The following is a 15,475-nucleotide window of genomic DNA, read 5'->3' on the forward strand; positions in this document are numbered from 1 at the left end:
TAATCCTCAGCTGGCGGCCTTGCCCGCCTTGCGATCGGTTTCGCGATTGCGGCGGACTTCGCCGCGGACCGAATGGCCCAGCGCGTCGGCGACCAGCGCGCCCTGTTCCAGTTGGTGCCGCTTCATCAGCCCGGTCGCGGGCGATGCGCTGGCGGCGCGGCCGGCGTAGCGGGGCCGCTTCACCGCGTCCTTGGCGTCGGCCAGCGCACCTTCGATGAAGGGTTCGACAAAGAACCAATAGCCCTGGTTCTTCGGCTCCTCCTGCGCCCACACGACCTCTTCGAGCTTCGGCATCCGCATGAGCCGGTCGGTTAGCGGCTCGCCGGGGAACGGGTAGAGCTGTTCGACCCGGATCACCTGCGTGTCCTTGTCACCCGCGGCGTCGCGCGCTTCGAGCAGGTCATAGGCGACCTTGCCGGTGCACAGCACCACGCGGCGCGTCTCCGCATCCGCCGCGCCGCCCGGATCGGACAGCAGCCGGCGGAAATGGCTGTCGCCGCCGAAGTCCGCGATCGGGCTGACCGCCAGCTTGTGGCGGAGCAGCGACTTGGGTGTGAACACGACCAGCGGCTTGCGGAACGGCCGGTGCATCTGGCGGCGCAGCAGGTGGAAATAGTTCGCCGGCGTGGTGCAGTTCGCGACCTGCATGTTGTCGCCGGCGCACAGCTGCAGGAAGCGCTCGGGCCGCGCCGACGAATGCTCCGGCCCCTGCCCTTCATAGCCGTGCGGCAGCAGCAGAACGAGGCCATTGGCGCGCAGCCATTTAGACTCGCCCGACGCGATGAACTGATCGATCATGATCTGCGCGCCGTTGGCGAAGTCGCCGAACTGCGCCTCCCAAAGGACCAGCGTCTTGGGATCGGCGAGCGCATAGCCGTATTCGAACCCGAGCACGCCATATTCGCTCAAGGGGCTGTCGAGCACCTCGAACCGGCCGTGCGGGATGGTGCAGAGCGGGATATATTTGTGCTCGTCATTCTGGTCGACCCAGACGGCATGGCGCTGGCTGAACGTGCCGCGGCCGGAGTCCTGGCCGGACAGGCGCACACCATAGCCCTCCGACAGCAGCGCCCCGAACGCGAGCGCCTCACCCGTCGCCCAGTCGACCCCTTCGCCGGTGTCGAACATCGCGCGCTTGGCGTCGAGGACGCGCGCCAGCGTCCTGTGGATCGCCAGGTCGGCGGGCGGTGTGGTCAGCGTCCGGCCGAGCGCGGTCAGCAGCTTTGGCTCGATCCCCGTCTCGACGTTACGCCGAGCGGTTTCCGCATCGGCGGGCGCGTGCAGCCCCGACCAGCGGCCCGCGAACCAGTCCGCCTTGTTGGGCTTGTACGACTGCCCCGCCTCGAACTCGCCGTCCAGCAGCGTCGTGTACTGCCTGACATTCTCGTCGAGCCAGGCGCGGTCGATCGTGCCCTGCTCGACGAGGCGACGGGCATAGACCTCGCTGACCGGGGCGTGGTCGCGGATCGCCTTGTACATCAGCGGCTGAGTGAAGCCCGGCTCGTCGCCCTCATTATGCCCGAAGCGGCGATAGCACCACATGTCGATCACCACGTCGCGGTGGAACTTCTGGCGGAACTCCATCGCCATCTTGGTCGCGAAGGTGACCGCCTCCGGATCGTCGCCGTTGACGTGGAAGACGGGGGCCTGGACGCCTTTTGCGACGTCCGACGGATAGGGCGACGAGCGCGCGAACTGCGGGCTGGTCGTGAAACCGATCTGGTTGTTGATGATGAAGTGGACGCAGCCGCCGGTGTTGTAGCCGCGGATGCCCGAGAAGCCGAGGCACTCCCAGACGATGCCCTGCCCCGCGAACGCCGCGTCGCCGTGGATCAGTACGGGCAGAGAGGCGGCGTGGTCCTCCAAGTCCTCGGCAATGGTCTGAATCGCGCGGACCTTGCCGAGAACCACCGGGTCGGCTGCTTCCAGGTGCGAGGGGTTGGCGACCAGCGACATATGGACCTTGATCCCGTCGAACTCGCGGTCGGTCGACGTACCCAGATGGTACTTCACGTCGCCCGATCCACCGATGTCGTCAGGGTTGGCGGAGCCGCCGGCGAACTCGTGGAAGATGACGCGCAGCGGCTTGGCGAGCACGTTCGCCAAGACGTTGAGCCGGCCGCGATGCGCCATGCCGAAGACGATCTCGCGCACCCCCATCGCGCCGCCATATTTGATCACGCTCTCCAGCGCCGGGATCATGCTCTCGCCGCCGTCGAGCCCGAACCGCTTGGTGCCGACGAACTTGCGGCCGCAGAACTTCTCCCACTGCTCGGCCTCGACGACCTTGTTGAGGATCGCCTTCTTGCCCTGCGCGGTGAAGTCGATCGCCTTGTCCTTGCCCTCCATCCGCTCCTGGAGGAACCGGCGTTCGTCCACGTCGGCGATGTGCATGTACTCCAGGCCGACCGGGCCGCAGTAATTGGCCCTGAGCGTGTCGACGACCTCGCGCACGCTCGCCCATTCCATGCCCAACGTACCGCCCAGGTACACCGGCCGGTCGATGTCGGCGTCGGTGAAGCCGTAATAATCGGTCGTGAGGTCGGCGGGCAGCTCGCGCATGCCAGCGAGGCCGAGCGGGTCGAGATTGGCGGCGAGATGGCCGCGGACGCGATAGGTGCGGATCAGCAGTTGGACGCGGATCGCGTCGGACGCAGCCTTGATGATGTCGGCCTGCGACGCAGCGGCCGGGGCGGCGTTGGCGGCGGGTTTGGCGGCCCGCGCCGCCTTGGCGGGCGGCTCCATCTGGGTCGGGTCGAGCGCGGCGGTCAGGTCGTCGGTCGTGCTCGGCGGCCAGGCGGGATTGCTCCAGGACGGCCCGCGCTCGCTACCCTCCAGCCCCTCGAACATCCCGCGCCAGCCCGGCTCGACCGCATCGGGCGCGATCTTGTAGCGGGCGTAGAGCTGCTCGATGAAGGCCGGGCTGACCTGTCCCGCGATCTCGCCGAAGTCGTTGTTCTCGTAGCCCATGCGGCGTTCCTTCCGTCACCCCGGCGCAAGCCGGGGTCCATCTCTCCACCGGGACATGCGGCCCGATGGATCCCGGCCCTCGCCAGGACGAGGGATTACCCGTTCAACACGCCCACCAGCGTCGATCCCAGTTCGGACGGCGACGCCGCGACCTTGATCCCCGCCGCTTCCATCGCCGCGATCTTGTCCTCCGCGCCGCCCTGGCCGCCCGACACGATCGCGCCGGCATGGCCCATGCGACGCCCCGGCGGCGCGGTGCGGCCGGCGATGAACCCCGCCATCGGCTTCTTGCGTCCGCGCTTCGCCTCGTCCTTGAGGAACTGCGCGGCCTCCTCTTCCGCCGATCCGCCGATCTCGCCGATCATGATGATCGACTGGGTCGCCTCGTCGGCGAGGAACAGTTCCAGCACGTCGATGAAGTTGGTGCCGTTGACCGGGTCGCCGCCGATGCCGACCGCCGTCGTCTGGCCGAGCCCCGCGTTCGAGGTCTGGAATACCGCCTCGTAGGTCAGCGTGCCCGAACGCGACACGACGCCGACCGAACCCTCCTTGAAGATCGACCCCGGCATGATGCCGATCTTGCACTCGCCGGGCGTCAGCACGCCCGGGCAGTTGGGACCGATCAGCCGCGACCTGGAGCCGCTGAGCGCGCGCTTGACCTTGACCATGTCGAGCACCGGAATGCCCTCGGTGATCGTGACGATCAGCGGCACCCGGGCGTCGATCGCCTCCAGGATCGAGTCCGCGGCGAAGGGCGGCGGCACGTAGATGACGGACGCGGTCGCGCCGCTTCTGCTCACCGCCTCGGCGACGGTGTCATAGACGGGCAGACCCAGATGCTCGGTCCCGCCCTTCCCCGGCGTGACGCCGCCGACCATCTGCGTGCCGTAGTCCAGCGCCGCCTTGGTGTGGAACGAGCCGGTCTCGCCGGTCATGCCCTGGGTGATGACCTTGGTGTTCCGGTCGACGAGGATGCTCATTGGGTCTCCGTTCCCGAAAGGACGCCGGCGCGGCGCTTCCGCCTGATCACCGGTTCGATGGTTAGTTCAGCGACCCGTCGATGCCCTTGCAGGCGACCAGTAGTTCCTTCACCGCGTCGACGCTGACCGTTAGATTGGCCTTCGCTTCGTCGTCGAGCGCGATCTCGACGATCTGCTCGACACCGCCCGCGCCGATCACCACCGGCACGCCGACATACAGGCCGGTCAACCCGTACTGGCCGTCGACATAGGCCGCCGCGGGCAGGACACGTTTCTGGTCGTAGAGGTACGCCTCCGCCATCGCGATGCCGCTGGTGGCGGGCGCGTAGTAAGCCGAGCCGGTCTTGAGCAGCGCGACGATCTCGCCGCCGCCGCCGCGGGTGCGCTTGACGATCGCGTCGATGCGCTCCTGCGTCGACCGGCCCATCTTGATCAGGTCGGGAACGGGGATGCCCGACACGGTCGAGTAGCTGATCACCGGCACCATCGTGTCGCCATGGCCGCCGAGCACGAAGCTCGTCACGTCCTTGACCGAGACGTTGAACTCATCCGCCAGAAAGTGGCTGAAGCGCGCGGAGTCGAGCACGCCCGCCATGCCGACCACCTTGTGGGTCGGGAGCCCGGAGAACTCGCGCAGCGCCCACACCATCGCGTCGAGCGGGTTGGTGATGCAGATCACGAAGGCGCCGGGGGCGTTGGCCTTGATCCCCTCGCCCACGGCCTTCATCACCTTTAGGTTGATGCCGAGCAGGTCGTCGCGGCTCATCCCGGGCTTGCGGGCAACGCCGGCGGTAACGATGATGACGTCGGCACCCGCGATGTCGGCATAGTCGTTCGAGCCGGTGATCGTCGCATCGAACCCCTCGACCGGGCCGCACTGCGACAGATCGAGCGCCTTGCCCTGCGGCACGCCCTCGACGACATCGAACAGGACGATATCGCCAAGTCCCTTCAGCGCCGCCAAATGCGCGAGCGTCCCGCCGATATTGCCGGCACCGATCAGCGCGATCTTCTTGCGGGCCACCCGTGCATCCCCTTGGCTATGGAAGAGCCTGGGCGCGCGCATAGGCGCATCCTGCCGTTGCGGCAACCGTTAAAGCCACCTATTGCAAACGGTTCGCAGTCGCAATTACTGTTGCAGCGGCTCGACAGCGACGGCGGTTCCATAGGCGACCACCTCGTTCATCCCCTGCGCGATCTCGCCCGAATCGAAACGCATCATCACCACCGCGTTGGCGCCCATCTGCGCGGCGTTCTGCATCAGCCGATCCATCGCCTGGCGCCGGGTGTCGTCGACCAGCTTGGTGTATTCGACGATCTCGCCGCCGCCGATCGAGCGGAAGCTGGCGGCGATGTTGCCGCCGATGCCGCGGCTGCGCACGACGATGCCGAAGGCGGTGCCGAACACCCAGGCGACGCGGTGGCCGGGTACGTTTTCCGTGGTCGTGACGATCATGCTATCCCCCCATGTCCGAGTGCCAGATACGCGTCCGAGCGCATCTCTTCCAGCCTGCTGACGGTGCGCTGAAACTCGAACCGGCCATCCCCCGCCGGATAGAGCGCATCGGGTTGCGCGTCGGCGGCGGCGAGCAGCTTGACGCGGTGTTCATAGAGCGCGTCGATCAGGGACACGAAGCGCGCTGCCTCATTGCGGTTCTCGGGTCCGAGGACGGGAATGCCGACTACGATCACCGTATGATGGCGCCGCGCGATCGCGAGATAGTCGGCTGCCCCGCGCGCTTCCGCGCACAGCCGCTTGAAGGAGAAGACCGCGACGCCCTTCAGCACCTTCGGGACGTGCAGCGTCCGGCCCTGAACGACCAGGTTTTCGGCCGGGACGTGCGCCGCATCCTCGACCGGATAGTCAGTAAGGCGGAAGAAGGCGGCCGACAGCTGCGCGGTGGCGGCAGGCCCGTTGGGCGTCAGCCAGGTGTCCTGCACGCCCAGCCGGTCGCGGCGATAATCGGTCGGGCCGTTGAGCGCGACCACGTCCAGCCGCTCCTCGATCAGCGCGATGAACGGCAGGAAATGCTCGCGGTTGAGGCCGTTGCGGTAGAGGTCGCCGGGCGCGCGGTTGGAGGTCGCGACGACGGTCACCCCCGCCTCGATCAGCGCGGTGAACAGCCGCGACAGGATCATCGCGTCGGGGCTGTTGGTGACCATCATCTCGTCAAAGGCGAGCAGGCGCACCTCCTCGGCGATCGCGACCGCCACCGGCGGGATCGGATCGCCGGCCTCCTTGCGGCGCTCGACCGCGAGGCGGTCGTGGACCTCCAGCATGAACTCGGCGAAATGGACGCGGCGCTTGCGGCCGATCGCCAGGTTCGCGAAGAACAGGTCCATCAGCATCGACTTGCCGCGCCCGACGGTGCCCCAGAGATAGACGCCGCGCGGGGATGGGGGGCGGCGGCGCATCAGCCGCCACAGCGTGCTGCCGCGGGTCGGGACCGCCTCCAGCGCGGCGGCGAGTGCGTCGAGGCGCGCGGCGGCGGCTGCCTGCTCCGGGTCGGGGCGGAGTTCGCCCGCGGCGACGAGCGCGGCGTAGGCGGGGAGAACGGCCCTCACTTTTCCTTCTCCCCTTGCCGGAGAAGGTGGCGCGCCGCGCCGGACGAGGGGTGCGGACCTATGCGCCGCGTCGCCGCTCCGCGACGACCCCCCTCACCCTTCCCCCGGCTTCGTCCGCTTCCTCCCTCTCCCGCAAGGGGAGGGAGACAGAACGCGCACCTCACCCCATTTTCCTCAACGTGCCTGTGAAGCTGGCGATGGTCGGCTGCCCTTCCTGCACCACCAGCCCGCGCAGGAAGAGCATGCGGCCGGTCTCGCGCAGCAGCTCGATCCGCGCTTCCAGCGGCTCGCCCCATCGCCCGGCGCCGATGAACTGCGCCGACAGGTCCAGCGTCACCGCCCCGCCCGCGCCGAGCGACCCGAAGCCGCGGCTGGCGGCGAACAGCGCCACGTCCATGAAGCCGAGCAGCGCGCCGCCGTGCACCGCATCACGCATGTTCGAATGCTCGCGCCGCGGCTGCATGCGGACGCGCGCGATCTCGTCTTCGATGCGGACGAACAGCGGCTCGATAAAGGCGTTGAACCGCGTCGGATCGCGAAACTGCCAGCGCTTCCAGCCGGGCTCGGCGGGGTCGTCGGCGTAGGTGAAGAGCGGTTCGGTCATGCCGTGCGTTAGCGCGACCGCTCGGGATCGTCACCCCGCCGTCACGCCGCCGCCGCTACCCCCGCCCGCTCCGCCTCCAGTGCGGCGATGCGATCGCGTAGGGGGGGCGATCAACGCCGCCACCTCCGCCCCGGTGAGCGCAGGTTACCGCCGACATGGTGCAATCATGCCGCAATCACCGCCATATCAGCGCGCGCGAAGCGCCGCCTCGACGGGGTTGGCGATGATCCGCGAACGGGCGAACCCGGGACGAGCGGCGTGGCCGTTGCGCCGGTCTCGCCGCTAAACTCGCTGTCCGCGTACCGGCTTCACAGCACCCGCTCGGCTTCCAGCTTCTTGACCTCGGCGATCGCCTTGGCGGGGTTGAGCCCCTTGGGACAGACATTGGCGCAGTTCATGATCGTATGGCAGCGATAGAGCCGGAACGGGTCCTCCAGCTGATCGAGCCGCTCGCCGGTCATTTCGTCGCGGCTGTCGGCGAGCCAGCGATAGGCCTGGAGCAGGATGGCGGGGCCAAGGAACTTGTCGCTGTTCCACCAGTAGCTGGGGCATGAGGTGGAGCAGCACGCGCACAGGATGCACTCGTACAGCCCGTCGAGCTTCGCACGCTCCTCGGGCGACTGCAGCCGCTCCTTGCCCGCGGGCGCCGGGCTGACGGTCTGCAGCCATGGCCGGATCGAGGCGTATTGCGCGTAGAAATGGGTGAAGTCGGGAACCAGATCCTTGATGACGTCCATGTGCGGCAGCGGCGTGATCTTCACCTCACCCTTCACGTCCTCGATCGCGGTGGTGCAGGCGAGCCCGTTGCGGCCGTCGATGTTCATCGAGCAGGAGCCGCAGATGCCCTCGCGGCAGGACCGGCGGAAGGTCAGGGTCGAATCCTGCTCCGCCTTGATCTTGATCAGCGCGTCGAGGACCATCGGTCCGGTCTGGTCCAGGTCGATCTCGAAACGGTCGTAGCGCGGGTTTTCGCCCGTGTCGGGATCGTAGCGGTAGATCTTGAACTTCTTCGCGCGCGTCGCGGGTGCGGCGGGGACGTGCGCCTTGCCCTTTCTGACGACGCTGTTCTTGGGCAGAAGGAAATCGGCCATCTGAAAAACCTCACGAGCTTGGGGGCGCGATAGCGAACCGCGCCCCCTTGCTCAACGGGATAAACCCCGCGTTACGCTGTCCGTACCCCGCTCCAGTCCAGCCGCCGGGTGACATACATCACGCCCGCGAGCGCGAAAAACAGCAGCACGGAGCCGATCAGCAGCGAGAAGGCTTCAAGGCTGAGCAGCACGTACAGCACCGCGTAGAGTCCGGCGAGCAGCGCCGCAATGATGCCGCCGCGCCGCCAGCTCCCCAGCACCGCCGCCGAATAGCTCGCCAGCAGCCCGATGATCGCGCCCGCCGCGACGAGGTATGCGTAGGCGAAGCCGATCACCTCCGCGAACGCGAGCAGCATGACGAAGAACAGCACCAGGCCAATGCCGACGAGGAGATACTCCGGCACGGCAACGCGCACCCCGCCGATCACGTCGAACAGCAGGAAGGCGGCGAAGGTGAAGCCGATGAACAGGAAGCCGTATTTCACCGAGCGGTTGACCTGCGCATAGAGGTCCACCGGCGAGATCAGGTCGACGCGTGCTTCATAGTCACCCGGCGCCGCAGCGGCCGCTTCCGGGGTTCGCGCCGCCCGATCGACGCTGCCGTCGGCCGGCTCGTTGGTCGATACCAGCGCGCGGCCGAGCGCGAGGTTGCCGACCCGCCAGGTCGCGTCGAAGCCGCTGTCCCTGATGTCGCGCCGGACGGGAAGAAAGCCGCCGGTGAAGCCGGGGCTAGCCCAGGGCGAGGTGACGCGCCATTGCGTATCGCCCGCCTGCGGCATCAGGCTGAGCCAGCCATTACCGCGGAATGCGAAGCCGAAGCTGACCGGAATCGGGCCGCTCGTCAGCGCGCTCGCGTCGAGCGGCGCGACGAAGCCCGCACCCGCGGTCTCCGCCGGACCGCGGCCGGGTCGTAGCGGAATGCGGCGGCCGGCCGCGACCACCGCCGGCGGCGCGCCGACCAGCCCGCGCGGGTCGGTCAGTCCAAAGCGCAGCTCGGCGCGTGTCAAGTCGAGCTGCTGCGCCGTGACGCCGGACCGCACCAGATCGGCGGGCAGGCTGAAGCGCACGTCGCCGCTCGCCTGCGCGGTGTAGATTACCGCCTCGTAGATGGACTTCTGCCGCCGCTCGGGCGCGACCGTGGTGCGCAGGTCCGCCTGGTCGGGGGCCAGCGTCAGCTCGCGCTGGACGGTGACGACGCGGGTCGTGGCCTGGTTGTTCTGCGTCACCGTCTCGGTCGACTGCGCCTGATAGGGGATGACGAGCACCGGCCCCGCCAGCCGCTGCGGCGCGCCCCAGCCCGCGACGATCGCGGTGCGTGCGGTGTCGGCCTGGGTCTGGCGATCCCAGTTGAGGAGATAGATCGAGAACAGCGGAATGCAGAGCAGCACCGCCAGCGCCAGTGCGATCAGGAGCTTGGCGCCCGGACTGCGGCCGCGGGAGGGGGGCGCAAATCGCGGCGGCGGCGGAAAGGGTCCGCCGGGATAGGCCGGGTCGTGATAGTCGGGATTGTGATTGGTCATGGCCGGGACCTCGCTGCTGTGGCGAGCGTGGCTTGACGCGGGGGCGCGGCGCGATCCAGCGTTGGTTTGGCGGGAAAGCCGTGCAGGGGGCGTGCAGGAGGCGGACGGCCGCCGCATGCGGCCTAGATGATATCGAGCACCAGCCCCCGATCGCGTGCCTCGACCGCCTCGATGTACCAGGCCGATGACGCCTTCTGCTTCAACTCGTCGAAGGTGACGCTCGACCCCGCCACCAACGCGCGGAAGCCCTCGTCCTGGATCCTGATCGAGTCCTCGATCTCGGCGAGCTTCGCCTCCAGCGCATAACGCAGCGTGTTGAGCGGCCCCGACAGGTTGATCGTCGAGGTCATCTGCCGCTCGTGCAGCATCAGCCGCGAGCCGCGGGTCAGCCAGCGCTTCTCGGCCGGAAAGCCCGACATGAAGGTGGCGCCCGCGGAATAGACCGCGACCTTGCCGAGGAACAGCGTCTCGCGACCCGTATAATCGCGGATCAGGCGGATGTCGTCGGCCATCGCGCGCGCCATCTCCGGGTCGCCGCCAAGGGTGGTGATCGCCACCACCAGCGGCCCGTCGCCATAGGCGGCCGCCACCTGTTGCTTGAAGCTGGTGTACATGCGGTCGTCCACCGGCCCGGCGAGCTGGACCTGCGGCGCAGCGAGCAGGGGGTAATTGACGGCGTTGCTGTCGGTGTCGGTCATGGGGCGCGGCAACGGACGGGCGGGCGCGATGTTCCCTTGCGATCGCGGCTGACCACGACCGTTATTTTTGCCGGGTCCGATTGCCCTCTCGCAGGTGTTCCGACGCGGCGCCGAGTGCGCCCGTCGCCGGCCTTCCCACACCGGGGGTCGCCGGCGGCAGGTGCGCCTCCAGTGCAGCCAGCCACCGCGCCGCGCCGGGGCCGATCGACAGCTGCGGCTGCGACGGCGTCAGCTGCCCCTGCCGTTCCCAGCCGCCGATCAGGCCCCGCGCCTCCGCCGCGGCGGCGGAGAAGGGCTGCGGCTTGCGCAGCGCGTGGTTGATCGTCGCGTCGCCGAAAAAGGTCCAGTCCTGGTCCGCCTGACAGCCGAACGAGGTCCGGTCGGCGCTGGCGGCGGTCAGGATCGCGGTGGTGTCCGACTGGAGCAGCGGCACAAACACGCCCGAGAAACAGGCGGAGATGAGCAGCAACCGGTTCCTGATCCCCAGCGTCGACAGCGTCGTCCACAACCGCGTCGGCGAAATCGCGCCGAAGCCCTGATCGCCGTCATTGTAGACGATGCCCCACGGCGCGCCGTGACTGGTGGTGTAGAGCACCAGCACGTCCTCGTCGGGGTCGATCAGCTCGGCGACGCGGGCGAGCGCCGCGGTGATGTTGGCGGGCGAGCCCATTGGCAGCGTGCTGTCGCGGCTGCCGTCGGTGCCGGCGAGCACGATCGTGTGCCCGGCCGCGCCGTAGCGGCGGGCGAGCACCCGCCCCGCCTCGCGCGCCTCCCGGCCGAACACCGGATCGCTGTCGAGCGCGACCGCGACGACATAGGCGTCGACGACGCCGTGCCGCTGCGGCTGGAGCGCGGCCAGCGCCGTGTCGAGGCGGCGATGTTCGGCCAGCGCCTGCCCCGGGGGGCGGTCGTGTTCAATCGACACGCCCTGGTCGGCGAGGACCGCCAGCTCCTGCGCCGAGGCCCGGTCGATCAGCGGCGCGCCATATTGATGCTGCGCCGCCTGGTATGGCGGGGCCGCAGGGGTCTGTCCCGATGCCGCGAGCGGCAGCAAGGCGGCGGTGGCGAGGAGGGCGCGAAAGAGACGAGGCATCGGCAACCTGTGTTCCGCGCAGGCACAACGGCTGTCAAGTTGCAGGAACCCTGCCCTGCCCGCGCCGGTTGGATATCCGTCGGAGGGGTCGTCCATGAAGCTGAAGCCGCTAGCCGAGCAGGTCATCGTCATCACCGGGGCGAGCTCCGGCATCGGGCTGGTCACCGCCAGGGCCGCTGCGAAGGCGGGGGCGGCAGTGTTCCTGATCGCGCGCTCGGGCGAGGTGCTGGGCGAGGTCGCGCGGGAGATCAACAATGGGGGCGGACGTGCCGACTTCGCGATTGCCGACGTCGGCGACGCCGCAGCGGTGGAGGCGGCGGCAGCTAAGGCGGTGGCGCGGTTCGGGCGGATCGACAGCTGGGTCAACGATGCCGGATCGGCGATCTACGGCGAGGTGCTCGACACGCCGGTCGACGAGCAGGAACGGCTGTTCCGCACCAATTATTTCGGCGTCGTCCACGGCTGCCGCGCCGCGGTGCCGCGGCTGAGGATGGCGGGTGGCGGCGCACTCGTGACGGTCGGCAGCCTCGCGTCCGACATGCCGGCACCGCCAATGGGCATCTATTCCGCAACGAAGCACGCCGCGAAAGCCTTTGTCGAGGTGATGCGGATTGAGCTGCAGGCGGCGGGTGAGCCGATCTCCGTCACGCTGGTCAAGCCGTCGGGTATCGACACGCCGATCGGCCAGCATGCCGCCAACCACGGCTCGGATGGCGAGGCGCAGATTCCGCCGCCGATCTACGATCCAGCACTGGTAGCCAACGCGATCCTCGACGCCTGCGTTCACCCGCGGCGCGAGGTGACGATCGGCGGCGGCGGGCGGCTGCAGGTTCTGTTCTCGCAGCACTTTCCCGCGCTGTACGAGTGGCTGGCGCCGCGCGCGGGCAAGCTTGCTTACTCGCCCAGCAGGAAACAGCCGCGGCCGGGCAATCTGTTCGACGCGGGGCCTGCGGGCGAGGAACGGTCGGGCGAGCATCCGGGCAGGCTGCGGCACAGCGTCTACACCAGTGCCGTGCTCCACCCCAAGACCACCGCGGCGGTCGGCATGGGCGTGATCGCGGCGGCGGTGGGTCTGCTGTTCGCGCGGCGGCGGCGTGACGTCTAGCAGACTTCGGCGGTGTATCGCGGCAGCGGTCCCGGCGGCACGCGATCGGGCGAGTCCCAGAAGCGGTCGGCGAGGAGGTGGTGGCGGTCGCCATAAGCCGCTCGGAGCGTGACCGCGAGCGCCGGATCGTAGCGGGTCAGGTCGGTGTCGCTCAGCACATGCACGGTATCGAAGGTCGCGATCCGGCCGGAGTTGAACCAGAACTGCGTGCCCACCGCCCAATATTCGTCGACGGTCGTGGACGCGTATTCGCCCTGCCAGCGTTGCGCGGCCAGCGTCTGGCGGTAGGCGGCGTCGACGCGCGCGTAGAGCCGCCCGTCGGCCGCGCGGATCGCGGCGAGGACGTCATGGGCGAACTCGTGCACGAAGATGTTCTCGCCGTGGTAGCGGTCGCGCGGCCCAGCCAGCAGGTTCTCCGCCGCCGCGCTGGTCAGCGGCCCCGCCATCCCACGCGCGCGGGCGTCCCAATACTGCCGGTCGGTCAGCCGGCCGATCCGCTCGGCATAGTGAAGGCGCTCGCACCGCGTCAGCCGGGGGTCGGTCGCAGCGGGGCGGGTCCAGCCGCGTTGCTCGGGCAGGTCGGTGGTGGTCTCGTCCGCCGCCATCACGGCGACGCGATAGCGCTGCTGCACCAGCCATGCGTGCAGGTCCGGCCGGGCGGCGAGCATGTCGGCCACGATGTCATGCGCGGCGGCCAGCGCCTCGTCGGGCGCCATGGCAGAGGACAGGATCGGGATGCCGCCAGCGTCGAGATACTTCGCGTAGAACGGATCGACGCCCAGCGTCGCGGGCGGCGCCGCGATGGCGGTCGCCAGCAGGAGCAGCACGGCGCGGATCATTGCGGCTCGACCAGCCGGGCGCGCTGATCGGGGGTCAGCAGCGCGCAATGATCACTGCGCCCGAACCAGCGCAGCCGGTTGCGCGCCAGCACCGCATAGGCGGCGTCGCGAACGGCCCGGGGCACGACGCTGCCCGCCAACCCCGCCCGCCACCAGCCGCCGAACAGGCGCGCGACCTGCAGGAAGCCGTCGGTGCGGGTATAGAGCCTCCCCCGGTCGAGCAGCAGATAGGTCTCGTCCAGCGGCAGCCCGTAATGACCATACAATGCCTGCCCAAGCGTTCCGCGCGCCGAGGTGAACCGGATGCGCCCGGCCGGATCATGGCGCATCAGCCATGCCGCGCCGCGCGAGCACAGCACGCATTCGCCGTCGAAGACGTAGAGCGCGTCGCTGTCGTCGAACGCGGGGACCGCCGGGTCGTCGCGATAGCTGTAGGGCGTCATCGCCAAACCTCGATGTCCAGCCCCTCAAGCGCCCCAAGATAGGTGTCGAGGTCGATCAGGTCGAGGCACGGCCGCGCGCCGGGCGCGATCGCCTCGCCCGCGGCGAGCCGCTTTGCAAGCAGGATCGCCGGCATGCACGGGATGTACGGCCCGTGCCCCGACCGCGCGACCAGGAAGAAGCGGCGGGTGAGCGGCGCCCCGTCATGGCCAGTGCCGTCGAGCCGCATGTGCATCCCCGACCGCGCGTGGCCGAGTCGATCGAAGCAGAAGGCAAGCTTCAGCAGCGCCTCGGCATGGCGGTCGAGATGGCGGATAAGGCCGAGGCGGACGAGCCAGCTCAGCCCCCAGGTGCCCAGATGGAGCAGCGCGATCTCGTGCCCTGCCGAAAAGCGGACCTGTTCGACGCCGGGATAGCGCTGCGGGAACAGCTCAAGATCGGGGATGTCGCAATCGCCGAACAGGCGGCGGCCGAGGTCGGGGTAGCGGACGGCGTGCGTGCCCTGCCAGCCATGGACGGGCCACGGCTTGCCCTTGCGCCACGCGGCGAAGGGCTTGCCGACATAGGACAGGATCGCAGTCGTCGTCGCCAGCCCGCGGTTGGTCTGCTGCGCGGCGGTGATGCCGTAGCGGATCGCTTTGATCTGCGTGAAGTCGGGAAGGTAATGATCGACGATCGCGGACGACAGGCACGGTACCGAACTCGCGCCGGCGATGACGGCGACGCCGGCCGCCTGTGCGTCGGTGTCGAGCGCGCCGATGCCGGCAACGAACGCGCGGGCGTCGGCCAGGTCGAGATAGTGCGCGCCGCACGCGATCGCGGCTTCCGCAACCACGTAGGACTGATGCTGGAAAGGGCCGGTGGTGTGGATCACCAAGTCCGGCCGGATCGCTGCCAGCCGCGCGGCGATATCGCCGTCGATGTCGAGCGCATGCGCCTCGGCGGGGACGGCGGGGGCGAGCGTCGCGACAAAGGCGTCGGCCTTCGTCTGCGACCGGCCGCCAATCAGCAGCCGGATCGACGCATCGGTCGCGAGCGCACGCGCGACATAGCTGCCGAAATTGCCATAGCCGCCGATGACAAGGACACGAGCCGGCGCGTTCACAGCTGCTTCGCCACCATCAGGTGAACGACGACGATCAACGCGAGGAACGCGGGCCAGCCGAGCGCGAACCAGACGCGCCGGTAGCGGGCATGGCGCACGGCATCAAACGGTCCGCCCGCAAGCTTGGCCGCCAGCTGGTTCCTGATCTGCAGCTGCAGCCATACCACCGGCAACCAGCACGCCGCCGCCAGCGCATAGAGCGCATAGGTCGCGAGCAGCCACGGCTCGGAGGGGGAAAACCCGCCGTTTGCGATCAGCCAGGCGCCGGTGACCGGCTGCGCAACGCCCGCGGTGGTGGTGAAGACGACGTCCGCGATCACCGTCGCCCGCGCTGCGAAATACGCCGCCCGATCGTCCCCGCTACGCCCGCCCATCCAGAAGAAGAACGCGATGCCCAGCCCAGTGCCGAACAGCATCGTGGCGGAGAGGATGTGGAGGGCCTTGACGGTGAGGTAGGGCGACAT

General features: G+C 69.0%; 15 protein-coding genes. 1 reads left to right on the top strand and 14 read right to left on the bottom strand.

Features of this window, described 5'->3' with window-relative positions:
- Window positions 1-6: 6 nt before the first annotated feature.
- The 10 genes from ACP2AD_RS14265 to ACP2AD_RS14310 all read right to left on the bottom strand — a co-directional run bounded on the left by ACP2AD_RS14265 (window position 7) and on the right by ACP2AD_RS14310 (window position 11,521).
- Window positions 7-2,970 carry a 2-oxoglutarate dehydrogenase E1 component gene (locus ACP2AD_RS14265; protein WP_425230706.1) on the bottom strand — a complete coding sequence of 988 codons (2,964 nt, stop codon included), beginning with the start codon at window positions 2,968-2,970 and terminating at the stop codon, window positions 7-9.
- Window positions 2,971-3,065: 95 nt separating this feature from the next.
- Entirely contained in the window at window positions 3,066-3,950 is an 885-nt protein-coding gene (sucD, locus tag ACP2AD_RS14270) for a succinate--CoA ligase subunit alpha (protein WP_425230707.1), read from the bottom strand.
- 61 nt (window positions 3,951-4,011) lie between these two features.
- Entirely contained in the window at window positions 4,012-4,974 is a 963-nt protein-coding gene (mdh, locus tag ACP2AD_RS14275; protein ID WP_425230708.1) for a malate dehydrogenase, read from the bottom strand.
- Window positions 4,975-5,079: 105 nt separating this feature from the next.
- Window positions 5,080-5,406: a heavy metal-binding domain-containing protein gene (locus tag ACP2AD_RS14280; protein WP_425230709.1), complete on the bottom strand. Its 327-nt coding sequence runs from the start codon at window positions 5,404-5,406 to the stop codon at window positions 5,080-5,082.
- Window positions 5,403-6,515, bottom strand: coding sequence for a cell division protein ZapE (zapE, locus tag ACP2AD_RS14285; protein ID WP_425230710.1), 1,113 nt, complete (start codon window positions 6,513-6,515; stop codon window positions 5,403-5,405). The genes ACP2AD_RS14280 and zapE overlap by 4 nt, the downstream gene beginning before the upstream one ends.
- Before the next feature lie 160 nt (window positions 6,516-6,675).
- Window positions 6,676-7,119, bottom strand: a complete 444-nt coding sequence (locus ACP2AD_RS14290) for a PaaI family thioesterase (RefSeq protein WP_425230711.1) — start codon at window positions 7,117-7,119, stop codon at window positions 6,676-6,678.
- Window positions 7,120-7,427: 308 nt separating this feature from the next.
- Complete coding sequence (locus tag ACP2AD_RS14295) at window positions 7,428-8,210, bottom strand: succinate dehydrogenase iron-sulfur subunit (RefSeq protein WP_425230712.1); 783 nt, start codon at window positions 8,208-8,210, stop codon at window positions 7,428-7,430.
- A 71-nt stretch (window positions 8,211-8,281) separates the two neighbouring features.
- Entirely contained in the window at window positions 8,282-9,730 is a 1,449-nt protein-coding gene (creD, locus tag ACP2AD_RS14300) for a cell envelope integrity protein CreD (protein ID WP_425230713.1), read from the bottom strand.
- A 122-nt stretch (window positions 9,731-9,852) separates the two neighbouring features.
- Window positions 9,853-10,428, bottom strand: a complete 576-nt coding sequence (locus ACP2AD_RS14305) for an ATP-dependent Clp protease proteolytic subunit (RefSeq protein ID WP_425230714.1) — start codon at window positions 10,426-10,428, stop codon at window positions 9,853-9,855.
- A gap of 61 nt (window positions 10,429-10,489) precedes the next feature.
- Entirely contained in the window at window positions 10,490-11,521 is a 1,032-nt protein-coding gene (locus ACP2AD_RS14310; protein WP_425230715.1) for a C13 family peptidase, read from the bottom strand.
- 94 nt (window positions 11,522-11,615) lie between these two features.
- Between ACP2AD_RS14310 and ACP2AD_RS14315 the strand changes: the two genes are divergently transcribed.
- Window positions 11,616-12,626 carry an SDR family oxidoreductase gene (locus ACP2AD_RS14315; protein WP_425230716.1) on the top strand — a complete coding sequence of 337 codons (1,011 nt, stop codon included), beginning with the start codon at window positions 11,616-11,618 and terminating at the stop codon, window positions 12,624-12,626.
- Here the strand turns inward: ACP2AD_RS14315 and ACP2AD_RS14320 are convergent.
- From ACP2AD_RS14320 to ACP2AD_RS14335, 4 genes are read right to left on the bottom strand one after another with little or no spacing between them, the layout of a single operon-like run.
- The gene (locus ACP2AD_RS14320) at window positions 12,623-13,465 is read right to left on the bottom strand and encodes a glycoside hydrolase (protein WP_425230717.1); all 843 of its coding nucleotides are present in this window, start codon (window positions 13,463-13,465) and stop codon (window positions 12,623-12,625) included. The genes ACP2AD_RS14315 and ACP2AD_RS14320 overlap by 4 nt on opposite strands.
- A complete protein-coding gene (locus ACP2AD_RS14325) occupies window positions 13,462-13,908 on the bottom strand; it encodes a thiol-disulfide oxidoreductase DCC family protein (RefSeq protein ID WP_425230718.1) in 447 nt (148 codons plus the stop codon). The genes ACP2AD_RS14320 and ACP2AD_RS14325 overlap by 4 nt, the downstream gene beginning before the upstream one ends.
- Window positions 13,905-15,011, bottom strand: a complete 1,107-nt coding sequence (locus tag ACP2AD_RS14330; RefSeq protein ID WP_425230719.1) for a saccharopine dehydrogenase family protein — start codon at window positions 15,009-15,011, stop codon at window positions 13,905-13,907. The genes ACP2AD_RS14325 and ACP2AD_RS14330 overlap by 4 nt, the downstream gene beginning before the upstream one ends.
- Window positions 15,008-15,475: a DUF2269 family protein gene (locus ACP2AD_RS14335; protein WP_425230720.1), complete on the bottom strand. Its 468-nt coding sequence runs from the start codon at window positions 15,473-15,475 to the stop codon at window positions 15,008-15,010. Before ACP2AD_RS14335 ends, ACP2AD_RS14330 begins: the two co-directional genes overlap by 4 nt.

Origin of the sequence: Sphingomonas sp. (assembly GCF_965248875.1) — a bacterium.
Taxonomy (GTDB): Bacteria; Pseudomonadota; Alphaproteobacteria; order Sphingomonadales; family Sphingomonadaceae; genus Sphingomonas.

Excerpts from the sequence above, each read along its gene's own strand:
- ACP2AD_RS14265 (WP_425230706.1), bottom strand. The coding sequence starts at position 2,970 with ATGGGCTACGAGAACAACGACTTCGGCGAGATCGCGGGACAGGTCAGC.
- sucD (WP_425230707.1), bottom strand. The coding sequence starts at position 3,950 with ATGAGCATCCTCGTCGACCGGAACACCAAGGTCATCACCCAGGGCATG.
- ACP2AD_RS14280 (WP_425230709.1), bottom strand. The coding sequence starts at position 5,406 with ATGATCGTCACGACCACGGAAAACGTACCCGGCCACCGCGTCGCCTGG.
- ACP2AD_RS14290 (WP_425230711.1), bottom strand. The coding sequence starts at position 7,119 with ATGACCGAACCGCTCTTCACCTACGCCGACGACCCCGCCGAGCCCGGC.
- ACP2AD_RS14295 (WP_425230712.1), bottom strand. The coding sequence starts at position 8,210 with ATGGCCGATTTCCTTCTGCCCAAGAACAGCGTCGTCAGAAAGGGCAAG.
- creD (WP_425230713.1), bottom strand. The coding sequence starts at position 9,730 with ATGACCAATCACAATCCCGACTATCACGACCCGGCCTATCCCGGCGGA.
- ACP2AD_RS14305 (WP_425230714.1), bottom strand. The coding sequence starts at position 10,428 with ATGACCGACACCGACAGCAACGCCGTCAATTACCCCCTGCTCGCTGCG.
- ACP2AD_RS14310 (WP_425230715.1), bottom strand. The coding sequence starts at position 11,521 with ATGCCTCGTCTCTTTCGCGCCCTCCTCGCCACCGCCGCCTTGCTGCCG.
- ACP2AD_RS14315 (WP_425230716.1), top strand. The coding sequence starts at position 11,616 with ATGAAGCTGAAGCCGCTAGCCGAGCAGGTCATCGTCATCACCGGGGCG.
- ACP2AD_RS14320 (WP_425230717.1), bottom strand. The coding sequence starts at position 13,465 with ATGATCCGCGCCGTGCTGCTCCTGCTGGCGACCGCCATCGCGGCGCCG.
- ACP2AD_RS14325 (WP_425230718.1), bottom strand. The coding sequence starts at position 13,908 with ATGACGCCCTACAGCTATCGCGACGACCCGGCGGTCCCCGCGTTCGAC.
- ACP2AD_RS14335 (WP_425230720.1), bottom strand. The coding sequence starts at position 15,475 with ATGTCGCCCTACCTCACCGTCAAGGCCCTCCACATCCTCTCCGCCACG.